The sequence below is a fragment of the Arthrobacter gyeryongensis genome (genome assembly GCF_039543785.1).
In the GTDB taxonomy this organism is placed as follows: Bacteria; Actinomycetota; Actinomycetes; order Actinomycetales; family Micrococcaceae; genus Arthrobacter; species Arthrobacter gyeryongensis.
This window is the reverse complement of record NZ_BAABKK010000035.1, coordinates 31,794-52,450: the sequence shown is the minus strand read 5'-3', so window position 1 is coordinate 52,450 and position 20,657 is coordinate 31,794. Positions and strand designations below refer to the sequence as shown.

Annotated in this window: 18 protein-coding genes; 9 read left to right on the top strand and 9 right to left on the bottom strand. The window is 63.8% G+C overall.

What is annotated here, in order from left to right; genetic code table 11:
* Positions 1 to 8: 8 nt before the first annotated feature.
* Complete coding sequence (locus ABEA18_RS22535; protein WP_345452965.1) at positions 9 to 755, top strand: LysM peptidoglycan-binding domain-containing protein; 747 nt, start codon at positions 9 to 11, stop codon at positions 753 to 755.
* Between the two features lie 68 nt (positions 756 to 823).
* The gene (locus ABEA18_RS22530) at positions 824 to 1,333 is read left to right on the top strand and encodes an Rv3235 family protein (RefSeq protein ID WP_345452962.1); all 510 of its coding nucleotides are present in this window, start codon (positions 824 to 826) and stop codon (positions 1,331 to 1,333) included.
* A 139-nt stretch (positions 1,334 to 1,472) separates the two neighbouring features.
* Here ABEA18_RS22530 and secA read toward each other — a convergent pair whose 3' ends face one another.
* The 7 genes from secA to mtrA form a co-directional block, all read right to left on the bottom strand.
* Complete coding sequence (secA, locus tag ABEA18_RS22525; protein WP_345452959.1) at positions 1,473 to 4,217, bottom strand: preprotein translocase subunit SecA; 2,745 nt, start codon at positions 4,215 to 4,217, stop codon at positions 1,473 to 1,475.
* Positions 4,218 to 4,351: 134 nt separating this feature from the next.
* Positions 4,352 to 5,593 (bottom strand): winged helix-turn-helix domain-containing protein, encoded by a 1,242-nt coding sequence (locus ABEA18_RS22520; RefSeq protein ID WP_345452956.1) that lies wholly within the window; start codon positions 5,591 to 5,593, stop codon positions 4,352 to 4,354.
* Positions 5,594 to 5,625: 32 nt separating this feature from the next.
* A complete protein-coding gene (hpf, locus tag ABEA18_RS22515) occupies positions 5,626 to 6,351 on the bottom strand; it encodes a ribosome hibernation-promoting factor, HPF/YfiA family (protein WP_234748144.1) in 726 nt (241 codons plus the stop codon).
* 125 nt (positions 6,352 to 6,476) lie between these two features.
* On the bottom strand, positions 6,477 to 7,418 hold the full coding sequence (locus ABEA18_RS22510) for a ComF family protein (RefSeq protein ID WP_345452952.1): 942 nt from the start codon (positions 7,416 to 7,418) through the stop codon (positions 6,477 to 6,479).
* A gap of 96 nt (positions 7,419 to 7,514) precedes the next feature.
* On the bottom strand, positions 7,515 to 9,251 hold the full coding sequence (locus tag ABEA18_RS22505; RefSeq protein WP_345452949.1) for an LpqB family beta-propeller domain-containing protein: 1,737 nt from the start codon (positions 9,249 to 9,251) through the stop codon (positions 7,515 to 7,517).
* Positions 9,248 to 11,155, bottom strand: a complete 1,908-nt coding sequence (gene mtrB / locus ABEA18_RS22500; RefSeq protein ID WP_425550568.1) for an MtrAB system histidine kinase MtrB — start codon at positions 11,153 to 11,155, stop codon at positions 9,248 to 9,250. The genes ABEA18_RS22505 and mtrB overlap by 4 nt, the downstream gene beginning before the upstream one ends.
* 103 nt (positions 11,156 to 11,258) lie before the next feature.
* Positions 11,259 to 11,933 carry an MtrAB system response regulator MtrA gene (mtrA, locus tag ABEA18_RS22495; RefSeq protein WP_236811907.1) on the bottom strand — a complete coding sequence of 225 codons (675 nt, stop codon included), beginning with the start codon at positions 11,931 to 11,933 and terminating at the stop codon, positions 11,259 to 11,261.
* A 392-nt stretch (positions 11,934 to 12,325) separates the two neighbouring features.
* On the opposite strand from mtrA, the gene ABEA18_RS22490 reads away from it, so the two are divergent.
* The 6 genes from ABEA18_RS22490 to ABEA18_RS22465 are packed head-to-tail and all read left to right on the top strand — an operon-like array spanning position 12,326 to position 18,433.
* Complete coding sequence (locus ABEA18_RS22490) at positions 12,326 to 13,375, top strand: DUF7847 domain-containing protein (RefSeq protein WP_345452939.1); 1,050 nt, start codon at positions 12,326 to 12,328, stop codon at positions 13,373 to 13,375.
* A complete protein-coding gene (locus ABEA18_RS22485; protein ID WP_345452936.1) occupies positions 13,372 to 14,058 on the top strand; it encodes a DUF4129 domain-containing protein in 687 nt (228 codons plus the stop codon). Before ABEA18_RS22490 ends, ABEA18_RS22485 begins: the two co-directional genes overlap by 4 nt.
* Entirely contained in the window at positions 14,055 to 15,224 is a 1,170-nt protein-coding gene (locus tag ABEA18_RS22480; protein ID WP_345452933.1) for a DUF4350 domain-containing protein, read from the top strand. The genes ABEA18_RS22485 and ABEA18_RS22480 overlap by 4 nt, the downstream gene beginning before the upstream one ends.
* Before the next feature lie 26 nt (positions 15,225 to 15,250).
* Complete coding sequence (locus ABEA18_RS22475) at positions 15,251 to 16,294, top strand: AAA family ATPase (protein WP_345452930.1); 1,044 nt, start codon at positions 15,251 to 15,253, stop codon at positions 16,292 to 16,294.
* A gap of 55 nt (positions 16,295 to 16,349) precedes the next feature.
* Positions 16,350 to 17,642, top strand: coding sequence for a DUF58 domain-containing protein (locus tag ABEA18_RS22470; RefSeq protein WP_345452927.1), 1,293 nt, complete (start codon positions 16,350 to 16,352; stop codon positions 17,640 to 17,642).
* A 56-nt stretch (positions 17,643 to 17,698) separates the two neighbouring features.
* Positions 17,699 to 18,433, top strand: a complete 735-nt coding sequence (locus tag ABEA18_RS22465) for a DUF4166 domain-containing protein (RefSeq protein WP_345452925.1) — start codon at positions 17,699 to 17,701, stop codon at positions 18,431 to 18,433.
* Positions 18,434 to 18,448: 15 nt separating this feature from the next.
* On the opposite strand, the gene ABEA18_RS22460 is transcribed toward ABEA18_RS22465, so the two are convergent.
* The gene (locus ABEA18_RS22460; RefSeq protein WP_345452923.1) at positions 18,449 to 19,486 is read right to left on the bottom strand and encodes a uroporphyrinogen decarboxylase/cobalamine-independent methonine synthase family protein; all 1,038 of its coding nucleotides are present in this window, start codon (positions 19,484 to 19,486) and stop codon (positions 18,449 to 18,451) included.
* 4 nt (positions 19,487 to 19,490) lie between these two features.
* Complete coding sequence (locus ABEA18_RS22455) at positions 19,491 to 19,877, bottom strand: chorismate mutase (protein ID WP_284754749.1); 387 nt, start codon at positions 19,875 to 19,877, stop codon at positions 19,491 to 19,493.
* A gap of 78 nt (positions 19,878 to 19,955) precedes the next feature.
* Here ABEA18_RS22455 and ABEA18_RS22450 point away from each other — a divergent pair, with 78 nt between their 5' ends.
* A complete protein-coding gene (locus ABEA18_RS22450) occupies positions 19,956 to 20,615 on the top strand; it encodes an NADPH-dependent F420 reductase (protein WP_345452920.1) in 660 nt (219 codons plus the stop codon).
* Positions 20,616 to 20,657: the final 42 nt, after the last annotated feature.

Here is a 20,657-nt window from a genome sequence, read left to right as displayed (position 1 = left end):
ATGTTGCGATGGCGGCGACCATCCTTGTGCTCGCTCTTTTGCTCGCTGTCGCTGGGCTGGTCTTGGTCGACCGATGGCACTCCGCAGCAGGACGACTCCAGGAACCCACGTTTGAAGACCTCCTGGGATTCATCGCAACTGCCGCCGGTCTGGGGATCGGAGCCTGGTGGGTCGCGACGTTCATCCTGGCAATGGCGGCCGCGCTTCTCCGGCACTCGGGAAAGGACCGCTGCGCGAGTGCCACCGCTAAACTCAGCCCTGCCTTCATGCGCCGGCTGGCCGTTGCGATTCTGGGCCTGAATCTCGTGGGAATCCCGCTGGCGAATGCGTCACCGGCACAGCTTGAACCAGCGTGGAGCCCGGCAAACGGCGCAGCATCGTCGAGCGACATATCTGTCCATTGGACGCCCGCCTCGAGCCCTTCTCCCCATCTCCCAGTCATGCCCTCGCTTGAGTCAGGTTCGTCGGAGATCGACCCCCACTGGCAACCACGCGCGTTTGTCGCCGAGCCGGGGCTTCTGGGTACCGGGCCACAGCGCGCTCCGGAACAGCCTGCGTCGCCAAATCAAGGCGAAGTGGTGGTGAAGCGGGGAGATTCACTTTGGTCGATTTCCGCCCGGCAGCTAGGCCCTATGGCCAGCGACGTCGACGTCGCCCTCCACTGGCCGAAGTGGTATGCCGCAAACAGGCATGTGATCGGAAACGACCCGGGTTTCCTTGTCCCGGGTCAGGTCCTGCAACCACCGCCCAACTAGCACTCGAGCCGCCACCACCCGAACCACACCATCCGCCGCCAACCAGCGATTCGTCACCGAGGAAGCACATGAGCGCATCACCAGCCGTCCACAGCCTGCCCAATGCAGTCGTCAAGGCGACTTCATCGATTGCTTCCCGTTCAGCCGTGGCTTCGCCCCCGGCCAAATCCCGAACGGACGGGCCGTCAGGAAGGGGGCCGTCTTCTGCCCGCAAAGCGGCCCAGATCCGCAGCCTCGACGGCGAAATCCGCGCACTGGCCCGCAGCATCGCCCAAGCCGCGGTCGAAGTCCTTGCAGGCACCCGGCCGGCGCAACAGCTCTCACGGACCCTGGACCCCGGATGCCTCGGCGCGCTGCAACACCGGGCAGCACTGACGCGAGCCCATGCTGCCAACCACGGCGGGCAATCCCGCGTTCACCGAAGCCCGATGGTCCGCTCCGTGCGTGTCTGCGCTGTAAACGACGGAGTGTACGAGGCCAGCTTGGTTGTCTCGGAAGAACTCCGCTCCCGAGCGGTAGCCATGAGGCTTGAAGAGAGCAACGGCGCCTGGAAAGTCACCGCCCTCGAAATCGGCTGACGGCGGGGCTCAAGAGCAGCAAAACGGAGAGGGACCAGAACGGGTGTTCTGGTCCCTCTCCGTTTTCGCTGCAGGCATCCGTTCGTTGGACACGTCCGGGCGTTGCGGCCTCAGCTACATCCGTCCGGCAATCGCGATGTCAGCGGCGCTTCTTCTTGTTGGATCCGCGCTGCTTGTCATCGGCGGCAGCCTTGGCGGGGTTGCCTGAGCGACCCGAGGCCCGACCCTCAACGCGGGTCTGGCTCGCGCCGTCTTCACCAGGTGCCGTGTACTGAAGCTGAACAGGCTTTTCCGGGGCTTCGAGGCCGGCCGCGCGGATCTGTGGATCGTGATGTTCAACGTGACCGCCTTCAGGGCTCCCGTCCACCACCACCACGTCTTCGGCGGGCGTTACTTCCACTTCCAGGTTGTAGAGGAAGCCGACACTCTCTTCGCGGATGGCTTCCATCATGCTCTGGAACATCGTGAATCCTTCACGCTGGTACTCGACCAGGGGATCCCTTTGGGCCATGGCACGCAGGCCAATACCCTCTTTGAGGTAGTCCATCTCATAGAGGTGTTCCTGCCACTTGCGTCCAAGGACCGAGAGGACAACCCTGCGCTCAAGCTCGCGCATGTTCTCGGCGCCGATGGCTTCTTCCCGCTCTTTGTACACGAGCTGCGCGTCCGAAAGGATCTCGTTTTTGAGGAATTCAACGGACACGCGGGCCTTGCCGCCGGCTTCGTCGATGATGTCCTGGGCCGTGACGGTTACCGGGTACAGCGTCTTGAGGTTGGTCCACAGTTGGTGGAAGTCCCAATCATCGCCGGTTCCCTCGGCCGTCGCGGCATCGATCAGGGCGTTGATGGTGTCTTCCAGGAAGAACTGGACCTTTTCGTGCAGATCGTCGCCTTCCAGGATCCTGCGACGGTCGCCATAGATAGCTTCGCGCTGGCGGTTCAGGACGTCGTCGTACTTGAGGACGTTCTTGCGCTGCTCAGCGTTCCGGCCTTCAACCTGGCCCTGGGCCGAAGCGATAGCACGGGACACGAGCTTGGATTCGAGGGCAATGTCGTCCGGCACCGAGCTGTTCATGAGGCGCTCGGCGGCACCGGAGTTGAAGAGCCTCATGAGGTCATCGGTCAGCGAGAGGTAGAAGCGGGACTCGCCCGGGTCACCTTGGCGGCCCGAGCGGCCACGGAGCTGGTTGTCGATGCGACGGGATTCGTGGCGTTCCGTGCCCAGGACATACAGGCCGCCCAGTTCGAGCACTTCCTCATGCTCGTCCTTGACTGCCTGCTTGGCTGCTTCGAGTGCTTCCGGCCACGCGGCCTCGTACTCCTCGGAGTTTTCTTCAGGGTCCAGGCCCCGCTTCGCCAATTCGGCGATGGCCGTGAACTCGGCGTTTCCGCCCAGCATGATGTCAGTACCACGGCCGGCCATGTTGGTGGCGACCGTGACGGCGCCCTTGCGCCCTGCTTGCGCGACAATGGCGGCCTCGCGTGCGTGGTTCTTTGCGTTCAGGACCTCGTGCCGGATGCCTTCTTTGGCCAGCAGCTTGGCGAGGTATTCGCTCTTCTCCACGCTGGTGGTGCCGACGAGCACGGGTTGGCCTTTTTCGTGCCGTTCCGCAATGTCCTTCACCACGGCTTCGAACTTGACGATTTCGTTCTTGTAAACAAGGTCCGACTGGTCGAGGCGCTGCATGTCCCGGTTGGTGGGAATGGGCACCACGCCGAGCTTGTAGGTGCTCATGAACTCAGCTGCTTCGGTTTCAGCGGTACCGGTCATGCCCGAGAGCTTGGAGTACATGCGGAAGTAGTTCTGCAGGGTGACAGTGGCGAGAGTCTGGTTCTCAGCCTTGATCTCGACGTTTTCCTTGGCCTCGATCGCCTGGTGCATGCCTTCGTTGTAACGCCGTCCGGCAAGGATACGGCCGGTGTGTTCGTCAACAATGAGGACTTCGCCGTCGAGGATGACGTAGTCCTTGTCCCGCTTGAAGAGCTCTTTGGCTTTGATGGCGTTGTTCAAGAAGCCGATGAGCGGGGTATTGGCGGATTCGTACAGGTTCTGGATGCCGAGGTAGTCCTCGACCTTCTCGATACCGGCTTCGAGAACACCGACCGTCCGCTTCTTTTCGTCGACCTCGTAGTCGATTTCAGCCTGGAGACGCTGCACGACTTTGGCGAATTCGCTGTACCAGCGGTTGGTGTCGCCCTGGGCCGGACCGGAAATAATGAGCGGGGTACGGGCTTCATCGATGAGGATGGAGTCCACTTCGTCGACAATCGCGTAGTTGTGGCCGCGCTGCACGAGCTCGGATTTGTCCCACGCCATGTTGTCGCGCAAGTAATCGAAGCCGAATTCGTTGTTGGTGCCATAGGTGATATCTGCCGCGTACATCTGACGGCGCACTTCGGGATCCTGGTTCGAAAGGATGCAACCGCTGCTCAGGCCAAGGAAGCGATAGACACGGCCCATGAGTTCGGACTGGTATTCGGCGAGGTAGTCGTTGACTGTAACGACGTGCACGCCTTTGCCGGTCAGGGCATTCAGGAAGGCCGGAGCGGTGGCCACAAGGGTCTTTCCTTCACCGGTCTTCATTTCGGCGATATTGCCGAGGTGAAGAGCGGCCCCACCCATGAGCTGGACGTCGAAGTGGCGCATCCCCAAGGTGCGGGAGGAAGCTTCACGCACGGCTGCGAAAGCCTCCGGCAAGAGATCGTCCAGCTTCTCGCCGTCCTCGTGACGGGCGCGCAGCCTGTCCGTCTCCTCGCGCAATTCTGCGTCGGAGAAGGTCTTGAAGGAGTCTTCGAGGGCGTTGATGGAATCGGCGTAGGTCCGCAGTTGCCTCAGGGTTTTTTTGTCACCCGTGCGGAGAAGTTTTTCGATAAGTGATGCCACGTAAAGTTGCTCCCAGTCTCAAGCTGCCGAATTCTGGCGGTTTCAGTCTACGGGAGAGACCAACGCCACGCGGCCCCGTTTCCCTGAGAGCGGAGCGCCGGCGCCTGCGGGCCGCTGCCGGAGACCCCTGGACCTCAGCTGCGGGCCACTGCCGCAGTAAGTTCCGACGAGAGATCGCCCATCGGTGACACGACGACGTCGTCGAGCCCCAGCCACTCGGCCATAAGCCGCAGCTCTGCGGAAAGCTCGACGGCGGTGTCGGCCGGGGCGTCCGGCTCGGCGTGGGCGGCACGCACCAGAAGCTGCTTGGCCGAGCGGTCGGCCTTGAGATCCACGCGCGCGACCACGGCGTCGCGGAGGAGGAAAGGCAGCACGTAATAGCCGAACTTGCGCTTCTCCGCGGGCGTGTAGATTTCGATCCGGTAATGGAAGCCGAACAACTCCTCGAGCCTTCTACGCTCGAAGACCAGTGAATCAAACGGGCTGAGCAGCGCGCGGCCCGTGGCGGACCGGGGAAGCCGGGCGTCCACATGCCGGTACAAAGCCCGGTCCCATCCACGCACCGTGGCCGGCTCCAGGCGGCCGGCGGCAACGAGCCTGTCGATCGATGCCGCAGCGGCCTTCACTGGAGTCCGAAAGTAATCGGCGAAGCATCGGATTGTTCCGATGCCATGAGCCTGGGCTGCCGCGTCGATCAGCCGGTCCATGGCCGCGGTCGACTCGTCCGAGCCGCCATCCTGGAGTGCTCCTGAGCGAGCGATCACGGCAGGCAATCCCGGCGGCAGAACCCGCGAGGTCAGCGTGTACCGGCGCTCGAACTGCTCCGTCCGCGACGCGGCCGTCACTAGCCCCTCTTCAAACAAGTGCTCCAAAACCCTTTTGACCAGGTTCCAGTTCCAGCCCCAGTTATCGTGCTGCCGGTCCTCTTGGTGCCCCAGGTGCGCCGTCAATTGCGCGGCAGTCATGGGCCGCCCGGTTGCGAGGGCGTCGAGGATCCGGTTAGCCATGTCCTCCCGGATTCCGCGTTCCAAGTGGGCCGCGCCTACCCACGAACGGTTTTGCCACAGCAGCAGATCCTGGAAGTGTTCCGGGCGGATGAAGCTCGCCTCGTGCGCCCAGTACTCCATCATGCGCCGCGGACTTCGCCCGGCCATCGCATGAAGGATGCTTCGGTCGTAGTTGCCAAGCCTTGAGAAGAATGGAAGGTAATGACTGCGTGAGAGGACATTGACGGAGTCGATCTGCACCACCCGTAGGCGGGCAAAGGTACGGCCCACCGTCCGTGAAGTCACGGGGCCGGTGGGCCGTTCCTTGTCCAGTCCTTGGGCTGCCAATGCAATCCGCCGTGCCTGCAACAGGCTCAGCGAAGCGGCCATGCCAGTCCTTTCATAGGGATGACGAATGCGGCCTACGCTGTGGCGGCCTGGTCATTCGAACGGTAAGCGTGGATCTTTTCCTCCACGGGTTCGTCTCCTGGTTCGCATGTGGAGTCCAGAGTGATTACTCCATATGTCCAGCCACGGCGGCGGTAGACGACCGACGGCGTGTTGGTTTCCTTGTCCACGAACAGGTAGAAATTGTGGCCCACCAATTCCATGTTGTCCACCGCGTCATCAAGGGTGAGCGAAGCGGCGGGGAAAACCTTGCGACGAATCAGGACCGGGGAATCACCGGCCGGAATGTCGTTGTCGACGTCGTAGGGCGAGGTCTCCACCGGTGGCGTCGTTGGCTCCTGGTGGTTGCTGGCCTCTACGTAAATGGGTTCGCTCGCGCTGGCAGGCTCAAGCGTCGCAGTAGCCTCACGAACGGCTTTGGGGGTGTGGCGGCCGTGGTGGACCTTCTTGCGGTCCTTGGCCCTGCGGAGCCGCTCCAGCAGCTTGCTATAGGCGAGATCAAAAGCGGCAAACTTGTCAGCGGCGCTCGCTTCGGCCCGGATCACAGGGCCCCGGCCCAGAACTGTCACTTCCACCGTGAGCTGGCCCGGTGTCTGGCGCGGATTGGTTTCCTTTGAAACCTTCGCGTCAACCCTCTGGACCTTGTCCCCAAGCGATTCAATCTTTGATATCTTCTCGCCGGCATACTCGCGGAAGCGATCCGAAACGGTCAGATTACGGCCGCTGATCATGAACTCCATGGTGCCCTCCAAACAACTCAGGTGACACGATAAGGGCGCTTCTCGGGGCTGGTCTGACGGACAGTCGAGCCCCTTTCCGAGCCGCTATCGACAGGTACATCTGTTCTTGGTACCCATAACCGACGTTAGTTCATCGCCACTGGTAATTCATCCTTTCGTAACTTATTTTTTGTTTGAGTCGGTGCTGGCGGCGCGTCCGGCCCGTCCGCAGGAAGATCGCTACCGGCCGGCGGCCGGGTGGCTGCAAGGACCACCGCACCACACACCACGCCTCCGGCCGCCGCTACTGCCCGGGCGGCTTCGGCGAGGGTTGCACCCGTAGTGAGGACGTCGTCGACGATGACGCATGCTTTACCCTCCAAAGAACCTTTGCGGAACAGGCGGACGGTCATGGAGTCGCGGACACGGCGCGCACGCTCTCCGCGACCCAATCCCTTTTGCCCGTTTCCCGGACCCCGGTTTCCGGAGCCTCGGATTCCAAACCCGGGCGCCTTCTTCAACGCATCCGTCATGTGCAGACCAGGCAAGGCGTCCAGGCACCGCAGGCGGCCGAGCAAGAGATGGACCGGACTGAAGCCGCGGCGCCGGAAGGCCGCGTTGCTGCTGGGAACGGGCACGAGGCAGATGCCTGCCCTGTCTCCTACGGCAGACCGGATGGCCTTGCCCAGTGCAGGCGCGAGCACCGAGGCCAGCCGTCCCTGGCCTAGGTGCTTGAAAGAAAGCAGGGCCTGGGCCAGTTCGTCCCGGTAGTGTCCTCCCGCGACGACGGGCAATATCACGTCCCCTTGCACCGTGAGCAAGGCTGGCGCCTGTCCTTCGGCACGGAATGGACTGTTGCACAGCAGGCGTAGGCGCCGTGCACAGGTGCCGCACAGCGCCGAATCCTCGGAACCACAGCAGACACATTCCACCGGGGCCAGAACAGCCAGCAACTCGACGAAGGCTTCGCCAGTGCCCAGCGCGAGCCTCGCCAGTCGGGCAGGATGGACTCCCCGATGGCGCGCACCATCACCGGGGAGGACAGTGAAATCAGGGTCACGCACCGGGCGACGGCTCTCAGCACCCATGCTCCAAGCATCCAGCTCCTCGCCTACGGCCGACACTCCCGAAACGCGCCATGTGGAAAACCTCGCATCGCGGAGAGCGCGCTTCGCGAAGAAGGCTTAGCCCGGGAAAGAAGGGTCCACCGGGCCCTTGAGTTGCAATTCCCAGCCGTTGCCCACTCGTTGGAACACGCCTGCGCCCGACTGTCCGAAAATCTGCTCCGGCCCATTGCCCGCGCTGATAGTCGTCAGGTTCGGCCATGCAGGCAACAGCTGCGGCTGGCTCGATGTCAAGGACAACAGCTCGGGAACCACGTTCTCGGTTGACGAGGCTTTCATCACCGCGACTGTAGTGGAATTGACCCAAACCCCTTGATCAACAGGAGCGGAAGCGAACAAGGTTATCGGTGAAGTCAAATCCTTGGGGGTGCCGTCAGGATTGCGGACAATACCGGTCACCTGCACCGATGACTTGCCGTTCATCTCGGAAATCACCAGCGCGCGCGTCCCTTCACGGGATATCCGGAAGTCCCTCACCACCCGACCTGCCAACCACGGCGGCGTCATCGTCACCGTGGGGACGGGCTGGCCTTGAGGAACGTTGGATGGTTTGAACGCCGCGACCTCGGTGGCGCCGTTGGCTCCCGGACCTGCCGTCCAGACCCAGTCCTGCGGGCTGAAGGAGGGATGGCTCAGCGTGGTCCGGGTTGTCAGTTGACGGGCGGGTTGGCCCGGAATCATCGAATACAGGGTGGTTCCGGCACCGTTGAGGAAAGCCACGGCCTGGGACGTCGGGGACTCCGCGGGAGCGCTCGGGTTCAGTCCGGCTACAGGCTGCATGTCCGGGAGGGCCGAGACCCTGTTGTTCTCGTAGCGCACGAGTTCTTCGTTGCTGACGGCGATTTGGCGTGCAGGAGCATTCTTTTCAAGCACGGGCGGCAGGACCGAACCGTTGTCCTCCACCCGGACAAGATCCTGGTCAGCCCGCAACTGGACGTTCACCACGTCGGGCTGGCTTCGGAAGGTCAGGGTCAGTTGGTTTTGCATGCGCTGCCGGTCCTCGGCAGAAGCATCCACGAGCTCCTTCGCGGAAAGGTCCACTTGGGCGGCTCCCGACACTACCGGCACCGACTCCCGGGCCAGCTTCATGCCCGAAGGAAAGGCACTGACGACCGCACCTTGGAGGTAGGGCGCAGGACCGTCAAGCAAAGCGCTGGTCATCGCCTTGACAGTGTTCTTCTTGATGAACCACCGGACGTCCGGAACCGCATACGTGAACGAGGGGTCGTAGAAATAGATGGGCTGGGCCGCGTAGATGACTTTGAACGTCTCTTCCGGGATCGCGGTGCCGTCCGGGACGGCCGAGATCCGCCATTCGCCGTCAACCTGTTCCAGGGTCACCGGAATTGTCTCGGTGGTTCCTTCCGGGAACTGCGTCGCAACGCCGTCGGCGTCGACCGAGTAGGCGAGGTCCAGCTGGTACTTGAACTCGTTTTCCACACCGGTCTTGACGACGGTCGCCTTCCGGAAAACGAGCGTGCGTTTGTCGGACTTCCAGCTGACGGACAGCGCCTGCGTGAGGTACTGCCGGGCCACGGCGTAGTCGCCTTCGTAACCGCTGCCTGCGCCATAGAAGTCTTCGATGATGGACTCCGGGGTGGCGCCGGGGTGTGGCGGCGGCGGGAAGAAGACGGGAGCGTTCGGGTTCCCCGCGCTTTCGTCCTTGCTCTTTCCGACCGGACCGGACCGCGGGATCTGCGCGCAGGAACTCAGGACCACCATGAGGACGGCAAGAACGGCGATCACGGCCCGTAACAGGTACGGACGCCGGGACAGGTACGGGCGTTGGGAACTCACGGCGCCGTCCCCCCTTGGGTTTTGTCGGCGTCGTCGTTTCCTGCTGGAGGCAGTACAGCAGGCAGTACGGGAGGCAGTACAGCGGGCAGTACGGGAGGCAGCACGGGGGGCAGTGCAAGCGGGAGTGCCGGAGCGCCTTCAGGCCTTGGGTCCTCAGCAGAATCGCGCTCGAGTTGCGGCTCGCCCGCATCCAAAACGAGCATCTGGCGCTCAGGAGCGGCGCCCGGTAGATGGATGTCGGCAGGTTCAAGCTGCAAAGGTGACTTCACGATTGTGCCTCCCTTCTTGAGAGGCAGTGTCAGCCGGAAGTTGGAACCGGATCCCTTGCGCCCCCAAGCCTGCAACCAACCGTTGTGGAGCTTGGTGTCCTCCGCGGCGATGGAAAGTCCCAGTCCGCTGCCGCCCGTGGTCCGAGCACGGGCGGGATCGGCGCGCCAGAAACGATCAAAGACCCGCGCGGTTTCTGCCGCGGTCATCCCTATGCCGAAGTCACGCACCGAGATGGCGACTGCATCCTGGTTGGCGGCAACGGAAACGTGGACAGGTTTCCCCTCGCCGTGTTCGACGGCGTTGAGCAGCAGGTTCCGCAGGATGCGGTCGATCCTGCGGGCATCCATCTCTACGATGATGCGCTTGTGGCGTGACGCAAGGCGCACTTCGGAGCCATACTCCGCGGCAACGGGCGAGGCGCCGTCGATGACATGCGAAACCACCTGGAAGATGTCCGTCGGTTCGGAGTCCAACACCGCGGCCCCGGCGTCGAAGCGGGAAATCTCCAGCAGGTCCGAAAGCAACGACTGGAAACGTTCGACCTGGTTGTAAAGCAGTTCGGCGGAACGCTTGTTGATGGGGTCGAAGTCATCGCGGGCATCGAACAACACTTCGGCTGCCATCCGAACGGTCGTGAGCGGTGTCCGCAGTTCATGGGACACATCGGAGACGAACCGCTGCTGCATCTGGGACAACGTGGCGAGCTGGGTAATCTGTTCCTGCAGGCTCGCGGCCATGTGGTTGAAGGAGGCGCCCAGCCTGGCCACCTCGTCTTCGCCCTTGACCACCATCCGCTCCTGCAACTGGCCCGCGGCCAGCTTTTCGGAGACGACGGCGGCGTGGCTCACCGGACTCACGACGTTCCTGGTCACATACCAGGCGATACCGCCGATCATCAGGATGAGCGCGGCACCGCCCGCCCACAGCACGTTCTGGATTTCGTCCAGGGTTTGTTGGGCGGTATCCAGGTCATAGAGGAGATAGAGCTCGTAGACCGTGCCGTTGAACGTGACCTTGTTTCCGACGGCGATGCCGGGGTGGTCCTGGTTGCCGACGGGGAACTCAGTGGAAGCCCAGTATTGGTCCTTGCCGGATTCCTGCACCGACTTGCGGAGTGCCGGAGGAATGACGCGGACCGTCAACTGATCCGAGGCCCGCGATTCCACCCAGCGGTTGCGTGGCTTGGTTTGTTCGGGCATCGCTTCGAACACGTATCGCCGCTGGATGACCGAGCCGTTGCCCTCCACCGCTTTGAGCGTGTCGTAGACGAGGGTGATGACGCTTGACTGGTCGTTGGCCTGTGAACCGTCGAAGGTGTCCTGGACTTGCTTGACGTAGTAGCGGCTCTCGGATTCGGCTTGCTTCAAACGTTCCTGGAACAGGTTGTTCGCTATTTGGTTCGAGAGGTACGCGCCGACCACCGCAAATGACACCATCGACAGCACAATCGTCACCGCGACGGTCCTGAATTCGAGCGAGCGGCGCCAACGACGCAGCAGTGCGCGCCACAAGTACCGGATTCCCGGCCGGATGTGGCGAAGTCCGGTCACCACAAGGCGGGAGACACGCAGTGCCAGGATCAGGGCGCGGCGGGTCCAGATGCGGGCACGCTCCAGGATCCACGGGAGGTTCAGTGCCCGGGCGTCCGTATGTTCCGGGACAGGATGTCCTGAAACGGGATGTTTGACCTTGGCCGCCGGGGCCTCTTGGTCAGTGCCGGGCTCGCCGGTGGAAGACTCAGGCGCCTGCTTTATATCCGACACCACGAACCGTCAATACAACTTCAGGAGCTTCCGGGTCACGCTCGATCTTGGACCGCAGGCGCTGGACATGGACGTTGACCAGCCTGGTGTCGGCAGCGTGGCGGTAGCCCCAGACCTGCTCAAGGAGCAGTTCGCGGGTGAAGACCTGCCAGGGCTTTCGCGCCAGCGCGACCAAGAGATCGAATTCCAGGGGCGTCAATGAAATCCGCTCTCCGCCACGGGTCACCAAGTGGCCCGCCACGTCGATGGTGACGTCGGCGATCCGCAGGGTCTCGGGCGCCTTCTGGTCTCCCGGGCGCAGCCGGGCACGGACCCGCGCAACGAGCTCGGCCGGCTTGAAAGGCTTAGGCACGTAGTCGTCAGCACCGGATTCAAGGCCGCGTACGACGTCGGAGGTATCGGATTTGGCGGTGAGCATGACGATGGGGACGTCCGACTCCCCGCGGATCTGGCGGCACACTTCGATACCGTCCGATCCGGGCAGCATCACGTCAAGTAGTACCAGATCTGGCTTTGAGGACCGGAAGACCTCCAGCGCTTGCCCGCCGTCCGCGCAAAAAACCGGGTCGAAGCCGTCGTTCCGCAGCACGATGCCGATCATTTCGGCCAGCGCTTCGTCGTCGTCTACCACCAGGATGCGTGCCTTCATAGTTATATATTCCCTTATCCCCAAGCCTTTGTCCCGTTGAGCCCAATCACGGCATGGCGCGCCGCAGCCGGCAAGCAAATGGGCTATGAGGCACGACGGCGGAACTATAGGCTGGTGCGAACGGCTCCTTTCGGGGTCCGTGCATTGCCGCGGACGCATCTTTTGGGGAGGAAAACGTGTCACAACCCGATCCGGGTTACCGGCCTGAACAAGGACCGCGGCCGCCGTGGGGCGCCCAACCACAATGGGGCGCACCGCAACCCGGCGCCCAACCACAATGGGGCAGTCAGCCGCAATGGGGCGCGCCACAGTATCCGGGGCAAGCGTGGGGCGCGCCGATCGATCCGCGTTGGCCGGGCGGCGGTCCGCCGCCCTATGGCCAGCCCCGCTATGTGGCTCCCCCGAAACCCGGAATCGTGCCCCTCCGGCCGCTCTTCTTCGGTGAGATCATGGACGGCGCCTTCCAGACCATCCGCCGGAACGCCAAAACCATGTTCGGCTCCGCCCTTATTGTCCGGGCGGTCACCGGTGCACTAAGCACGGTGGCCGCGCTGGGCATGCTCGGGATGGTTCGACCTCCCGTAGGAGGATTTACGAGCCAAGACGAGGCGATGCGCTATCTTGGCCCGATCATGAGCGCCTCTGCCGGGATTCTGGGAATTTCCTTGCTCACCATGGTGCTCGAAGCCATCCTTCAGGGCGTCATGGTCATCCCCGTCGCCCGGTCGGCGCTGAACCGGCCCACCGGGTTCAAGCAAATGTGGTCCCTGGCCCGCTCGCGTATCTGGCCCCTGGTAGGCCTCGCCTCCCTCTTGCTTGCCGGATCGTTGGTGTTCTTCGTGGTCCTGTTCGTGCTGGCCGCCCTCATTCTGACCGGATTGGGACCGGCCGGGGCTCTTTTGCTTCTTCCGTTGGGATTCGGTGCCTTGGTCGTATTCATCTGGATATACACCAAGCTGTTGGTAGCCCCCGCCGCGATCACTGTAGAAGAACTCGGCGTCTTCGCCGGTCTCGGGCGCTCGTGGGCGCTTACCACCGGGAACTGGTGGCGGATCTTCGGAATCACGCTACTGGTGGCCTTCATGGTGGGTATCATCGGGTCGGTCATCCAGATTCCCCTGAGCATGGCGTCCGGTGGAGTAACCTCTGTATTCGCACCCCATGCCGGCGCCTCGCAGGTGACCACCACGACGATTGTCCTGCTTGTGGTTTCGCAGGTCGTAGCGGTCCTCATAAGTGCAGTCGGCTTCGCTTTCCAGACCTCCGTGGCAGCCTTGATCTACATGGACCTGAGGATGCGGCGGGACGGCCTGGACGTGGAGCTCCTCCGACTTCTGGAGTCTGGAGAAGATCCCGACGGCGTTCCGGGCCGGCGCCGGGCACCTCAAGCCGGTCCGCGTCCATGGCCGTCAAACCCCGCTCAGGGTTTCCCCACAGGATGATTGCGGCATCCGCGCCCTTCGCGCTTCCTTTCGCCGCCTCCGAGCCTCCCGTTGATCCGGACCGCGGAGAAGCCCAACGGTGGGCGGTTGAGGAACTGTCCAAACCGCAGTACGCATCTGCCAAACCCAATTGGATCGATCAGATGTGGAACCAGTTCATCGACTGGCTCCGATCTTTGAATGGCAATTCCATCAGCGGGCCAAATATCGGCATGCCGTTGATCGCCGCCTTGGCCGTAGTCCTCATCGTGGTTGCCGTGATTGTGGTCAGGCCGAGGCTCAACGCCCGAAAGAAGACGTCAGCAGAGGTTTTCGACGGCGAGGCAACAGTTGATGCCGATGCCTTCCGCGCCCGGGCATCTGCTGCGGCAAGCCGCGAGGACTGGCAAACGGCCGTCGTCGAACAGTTCCGCGCTGTGGTTCGCTCTGCGGAGGACCGGGCAGTCATCGATATCCAGGTTGGCCGGACAGCGGACGAGGCGGCTGCTCAATTGGGGCGCGCGTTCGGGCCAGCCAGTTCGCGCCTTGAGGAAGCGGCGCGGATTTTCGATGGCGTGAAATACGGGAAGGCCGCCGCCACCGCTTCCGACCATGCTGCCGTGCTGGCATTGGACACCGGGTTATCGGCCATGAAACCTGATTTCGCCGGGCACTCCGCCAACGGTTTGGCGGTGCCGCGGTGACAGCGGACACTCAAACTGTTCGATGGTCCGCGCAGTTGCTGGGCTGGTTGCACCGCCATATGGCCTGGATCATCATCGGGGCCATCGTGGTGGTACTCGGCTCTGTCACCGTGGTCCAGTCCCCCACGAACACGGACACGGCACCCCTCTCTGCCCGCAATGCCGCTCCGGATGGCGGCATGGCCGCGGCCGAAATCCTCCGGCGGCACGGAGTCGCGGTCACGGAGTCCGATTCGTTCGCGACGACAACCTCGTTGCTGGCCGGGAAACCACGCGCCACCGTCTTGTTGTATGACCGCAATGGCTATCTCGATTCCGCCCAGTTGCACAGCCTGCAGCAATCGGCCACACGCGTGGTGGTCGTGGCTCCCGGCCTCCGAACCCTGACCGGGCTGGGCCGCGAGATCCATAACGCCGGAGTGGTTCCCAACGGGACGTCGACGTTGGAAGCGGGGTGCGGGCAAGCGGATCCACTTGTTGCGGGGCGTGTCTCCAGCAAGGGCGCATTCCTTTACACCGGAGCCGAGGTGACGTGCTACCGGCCTAGCAGCAACGACGGCGGCATGTACGCTGCCAGTGCGGACGGTCGGCTGGTGGTTCTCGGCAGCACAGCCCTGCTCAGCAACGATCTCCTGCAGGTGGAGGGCAACGCCGCATTGGCCCTCCGGACCCTCGGTCCAACATCGGATCTCGTCTGGTATCTCCCGGGCCTCGGTGACGTACCGAATGATGGCACACCGCCCACGCTGGATGAATTGGCGCCACCGTGGGTTGGTTTCCTGGGTTTGTGGTTGGCGGTGGTCGCGTTGCTCGCTGTGCTGTGGCGGGGCAGGCGGCTTGGGCCACTCGTGTTCGAGCCGCTGCCCGTAGTGGTCAAGGCTGTAGAGACCGCCGAAGGCCGCGCCCGTCTCTACCAGGATTCCCGCGCTGTCGGCCAGGCGGCCGACAATCTCCGGGCCGGCACTTTGACCAGGCTTGCCAAGCATTTCCGGCTCGGCCCCGAGGCCGGCAAAGATGCCATCCTCGATGCCGTGTCCCGAAAGATGAAACGGCCGGCACAGGAACTGCGGACGCTACTGCTGGACCACCGGCCGCGCACCGAACCGGAACTTGTCCAATGGGCACAAAGCATCGAAAAACTCGAGCAGGAGGCAACGGCCGCATGAGCAATCCAGCACAGAGCAATCAGGCAATGAGCAATCAAGCAGACAGCTACACCGACGGCAGCTATGGCTACTCGGGGGGCCCGGCGTCGCAGGGGCAGCCAGCCCAGGCAGCTACGCGGTCCGACCCTGCCCGCAAAGCCTTGTTGGACGTCCGTCACGAAGTGGGCAAGGCCGTCGTCGGGCAGGATGCAACAGTGACCGGAATGCTCATCGCGCTGCTCTGCGGGGGCCATGTACTGCTTGAGGGTGTTCCGGGGGTCGCCAAAACGCTGCTGGTACGGGCCTTGTCCACTGCGTTGAGCCTGGATACGAAGCGCGTCCAGTTCACTCCGGACCTCATGCCGGGTGACGTCACCGGCTCCCTGGTCTACGACTCGCACACCTCGGAATTCACCTTCCGCGAAGGACCGGTATTCACCAACATCATGCTGGCGGACGAGATAAACCGAACGCCGCCCAAGACCCAGGCGTCGTTGCTGGAAGCCATGGAGGAGCGCCAAGTATCGGTGGACGGAGTCTCCCGGCCCTTGCCGTCGCCGTTCATTGTTGCCGCCACGCAGAACCCTGTCGAGTATGAAGGCACCTATCCCCTGCCCGAGGCACAGCTGGACCGCTTCCTGCTCAAGCTCTCCATGCCGCTGCCCGGACGTGCCGAAGAGATCGAAGTGGTCCGCAGGCATTCGGAAGGTTTTGATCCGCGGAATTTGCTGGCTGCGGGAGTCCGGGCAGTAGCGGGCGTCACCGAACTCCAGAATGCCCGCGACGCGGTGGCCGAAGTGACAGTGGCCCCCGAGATCCTCGGCTACATTGTCGATGTCGTGCGAGCGACGCGGGCGGCGCCGTCGTTCCAGCTGGGAGTCTCCCCGCGTGGCGCCACAGCGCTGCTCAACACCTCGCGTGCCTGGGCATGGTTGACCGGACGCAACTTCGTCACCCCCGACGATGTCAAAGCACTCTCCCTGCCGTGTTTGAGGCACCGTGTAGGTCTTCGACCCGAAGCCCAAATGGACGGCGTGAACGTCGATGATGTCCTTGGCAGCATCCTGGCCTCTGTTCCCGTGCCGCGCTGATTGGCCTCGCCTCATGACTTTCCACCTCTGGACCCTCCACTTCGGGCGGCATTGAATGGCGATCACGGGCCGCTTTGTGCTGCTGGTTTTCGCCGCATTGGCCCCGTTGCTGCTGTTTCCCGCGTGGGCGACAGTCCTTCTCACCAGCGCCGTGCTGCTGGCCCTGGTGTTGTGCGACCTCCTGCTGGCCGCATCCCCGGCCAAAATCGCCCTGAAGCGGAAGGATCCCGGGAATGTCACCCTGCACGCGGAAACGGAATCCGTTCTGACGCTGGAAAACGGCAACCGGCGGACCTTCCGCGGGATGGTGCGTGACGCCTGGCAGCCCTCCGCGGGGACCGTCGCCCCCGTCCAACGCATTGAGATACCGGCTGGTGAGCGGCGGCGGATGTCCGTGCAGCTGAGGCCCACTCGGCGCGGCGACCTGACGGCACCACACGTAACGCTGCGGTCCTTCGGCCCGTTTGGCCTGGCCGCCAGGCAACGCACCGTGGCCCTCCCCGGCCGTCTTCGCGTCCTGCCGCCGTTCCGTTCCAAACGGCATTTGCCGTCCAAGCTGCGCAAACTTCGGGAGCTCGACGGCAAAGCGGCCGTGCAGATCCGCGGTGCCGGCACGGAATTCGATTCCCTCCGCGACTACGTGCGGGGCGACGACGTGCGCTCCATCGACTGGCGGGCAACCGCCCGGCGCACCGCCGTCGTCGTCCGGACCTGGCGACCCGAACGGGACCGCCGCGTCGTGATCATGCTCGACACATCGCGCACGGCGGCAGCCCGAATCGACGACGAGCCCCGCCTGGACACCGGGATGGAAGCGGCTCTCCTGCTGGCAGTGTTGGCGGAGCGAGGCGGAGACCGCGTGGACTTCTTCGCCTTCGACAGGCGCGTCCGTGGGCGTGCCGATTCAGCGGCCAAAGGCAATCTCCTTGGCTCCTTGGTCCAGGCCATGGCTCCGCTTGAGGCGGAACTGATCGAGATGGACTGGGCCCAGGTCCCCGCGCAAATACGGGCCGTTTCCGCGCACCGTTCCCTCGTGGTCCTCTTGACCTCGCTCGACAGCGGTGCCCCCGAGGAAGGGCTGATTCCCTTGGTGGCGCAACTGGTGCGGCAGCACGTGGTGCTGCTCGGATCGGTCCGGGACCCTTTGCTGGGCCGAATGAAGGAAGAACGCACGACGGCGAGCCAGGTCTTCCGTGCCTCGGCCGCCGAACGTGCCCTGCTGGACCGTGAGGCCGTCAGCGCCCAATTGCGCCAGCTTGGCGCGGAGGTAGTCGACGCCGAGCCGTTGGAACTGCCGCCACTCCTGGCGGATGCGTACATTCGCCTGAAGGCAGCGGGCCGCTTGTAGCAGCCTGGCCAGGCGCCGAGTCCAGATATCAACAACCCCGAATCCGAGGAAAGCACATGAGCACACCCATTTACGAGTTGGCGCTGGGCAGCAAGTTCCGGCAGTTGCAGCCTGAACTCCAGGACTACTTCTCCCTTGCCCCAGGCTCCGGATCCTATGGAATCGGCGAGGGCGTCTTCGACGTGGTCGGTTGCCGGCAGAAATGGCTTCGCCCCCTCCTTGCCACGGTTGCAGGGGAAGAGGCTTTCTTCCCCGAGTACGGCGAGCGCATCCCGTTCCGCATCGAAAATCATGCGCACCTTGATCCGTTCGGACGGTCCAGCCTCACGGCCCGGCGTGAAATTTTCTTTCCCGGGCACACCCGGCTGTTCCATGACACCACTGTTGCGGAGGCCGCCAACGACGGCGATACCCGCCTGGTCGACTATTTGGGCCGGTACCGCAGGCTGGCCACGGCATTGGATTTGGATGTCACAGCGGAAGGGCGTCTTCGCGGCGTCTCGCGAGCCTCGCGTTTGTTCCTGGGTCCGCTGAGGCTCAGCTTGCCGGCTTTCCTTGATGCGAAGGCCTACGCGGAGCAGTGGTGGGATCCGGCAGAAGGCAAGCATCGGATCCAGGTGAAGGTGCTTCAGCCACACGTCGGCTTGGTCCTGGTCTACGCCGGTTCCTTCGACTATCGTTTGGCTCCTTCACTGCCCGCGACGGATGGTGCCGCGCCCGCGCGGACCGCCACTGCCGCCGTCGGGCTCCCCCGCTATGCCGAGCCCGACCGTTGGGAACGGCGCGTCTAGAAGACCCGCAGCAGGCTAGCCGAGCGCGAGCTGGTTCAGCCCGTCCGCAATCTGGGTCAAGCGGTTCAGAACGTCTTTGGCTCCCGACGGCGAGAATCCGGCCAGCCCGTCCGAGGGCGTGACACGCACGGCCGCCAGGCTCGACGCGGGTAGGCCGAGTTGGCGCCAAGGCCGCCAGACGGTGTCCACAAGCTCGGCGGTGCGTGGCAGGGTTGCCCGCGGATTCTCGATGGGCAAAGCGCCTGCCCACAGGCGTTTGCCGGCTTCCACCGCGGTGGCAACCTGTTCCCATTGGCGCGTGGTGAGCGCTTTGAGCGGCAGGGCGACGCCGTCGGCTCCGGCGGAGAGGATCTGCTGGATCGGGGCTTCGATTTCCGGAACGGAAACCACGGTCTCCGCCGCTCCTGCGGCCCGCAGCGCGTCGATCACCAACCGCCAGGCTCCCGTAACTTCCTCGCCCGGGATGGAGCGCAGGGTACGGTAGCCGCTCGCCGTGGGAATTGTGCCTGCCAACACGGAGGAGATGTCCGGTTCGTCAAGCTGGACCACTATCCCGGCGCCCGGCACCGCAGCACGGACGCGGGATATGTGCTCAGCGACGCCGGCGGCCAAGGACTCAGCAATGTCCCTCCGGGCACCATAGTCAAGGAGAGCACGTTCTCCGTTGTGCAAGTAGAGGCCCGCCGCTAGGCTCAGCGGTCCGCGCAACTGGATCTTCAGTTCCTCAGCGGAGGATTCTTCCGAGCCGGCAACGTCGGCCAGGACGTTGATGTCCGTCGCAAGGTCGGACCTCGCACGCCGGAGGTCCTTACCCGGGCGGTCTACCAGGCGCCAGCCGTGCGGCTGCACATCGATGGCCAACTCAACCAGAAGGGATGCCGTCCGGCCGAGGGCGTCCGAGCCGACTCCACGGTCCGGAAGCTCGGCCAGGAACGGCAGGTGCGGGCTGCCCAGCTCGCCGCGGATGATCCGGGCGGCCTCAGCAGGATCCGTTCCGGGCCAAGGGCCCAATGCCGTGGCGGTGACCTGGTTCTGCGCGGTTTCGGCGGCCACGTGTTCAGGCCTGCGCGATGGAAGCCTGGTGGCCTTCGGCGATTGCCTCGTGGTGCCGGATGACCTCACTGATGATGAAATTCAGGAACTTCTCGGCGAAGGCAGGATCGAGGTGCGCTTCTTCGGCGAGCCGGCGGAGCCGCTCAATCTGGGCGGACTCACGTCCGGGGTCCCCCGCGGGAAGCTTGTGGGTCGCCTTGAGGACGCCCACTTTCTGGGTGGCCTTGAACCGCTCCGCGAGAAGGAAGACGAGGGTGGCGTCGATGTTGTCGATGCTGGAGCGGATGGAGAGCAACTCGTCCATGACGGCCTGGTCCACGCGGCCGGCGAGGGAGCTGGCTGAAGGATCGAAGGAGTCGGCGTCGGGGAGGGCGTGGTTCTGCTCGGTCATTCCTCCAGTCTAGGGTGTGCCGGCCGGGCCTTGAGGGGCAGAATGGGCATGTCCGCCCCGATGATAAGGAGAGCACGCATGAAAATCGCAGTTCTTGGCACCGGAATGGTGGGGCATACCCTGGCCGGCAAGTTGGTGGCGCTAGGCCACGAAGTCATGATGGGCTCCCGGGAGGCCGGCAATCCCAAGGGGATGGCGTGGGCAGCACAGGCGGGTCCGGGAGCAAGCTCCGGTTCCTTCGCGCAGGCCGCCGCAATGGCCGAGGTCGTGGTCAACGCAACCCCCGGGATGGTGTCCCTCGCCGCGTTGAGTGAAGCCGGCGAGGCGAACCTGGCGGGCAAGGTCCTGGTTGATGTGTCCAACCCGCTGGACTTTTCCGCCGGCTTCCCGCCGTCGCTCTCCGTCTGCAATACCGACAGCATTGCCGAAACCATCCAGCGTTCCTTCCCCAAGGCCCGCGTGGTCAAGGCCCTCAACACGTTGGAGGCTCCGCTGATGGTTGATCCGCTCAGGCTCGCCGAGGGTGCCCATGACGTCTTCTTGGCAGGGAACGACGACGACGCGAAAGCCACCGTCGTCGCGCTCCTGCGGGAGTTCGGCTGGATCCCGGAACGCATCCACGATCTGGGCGGGCTCGACGTCGCCCGCGGTCTTGAAATGTGGATGCCGCTGTGGCTCAGGATCTTCATGCGCCAGCCAAAGGACAAACTCTTCAACATCAGCATCGTGTCCGAATAGCCGCCGCAGAACGGACATGCCCGCCCTTCGCGGAGAAGGGCG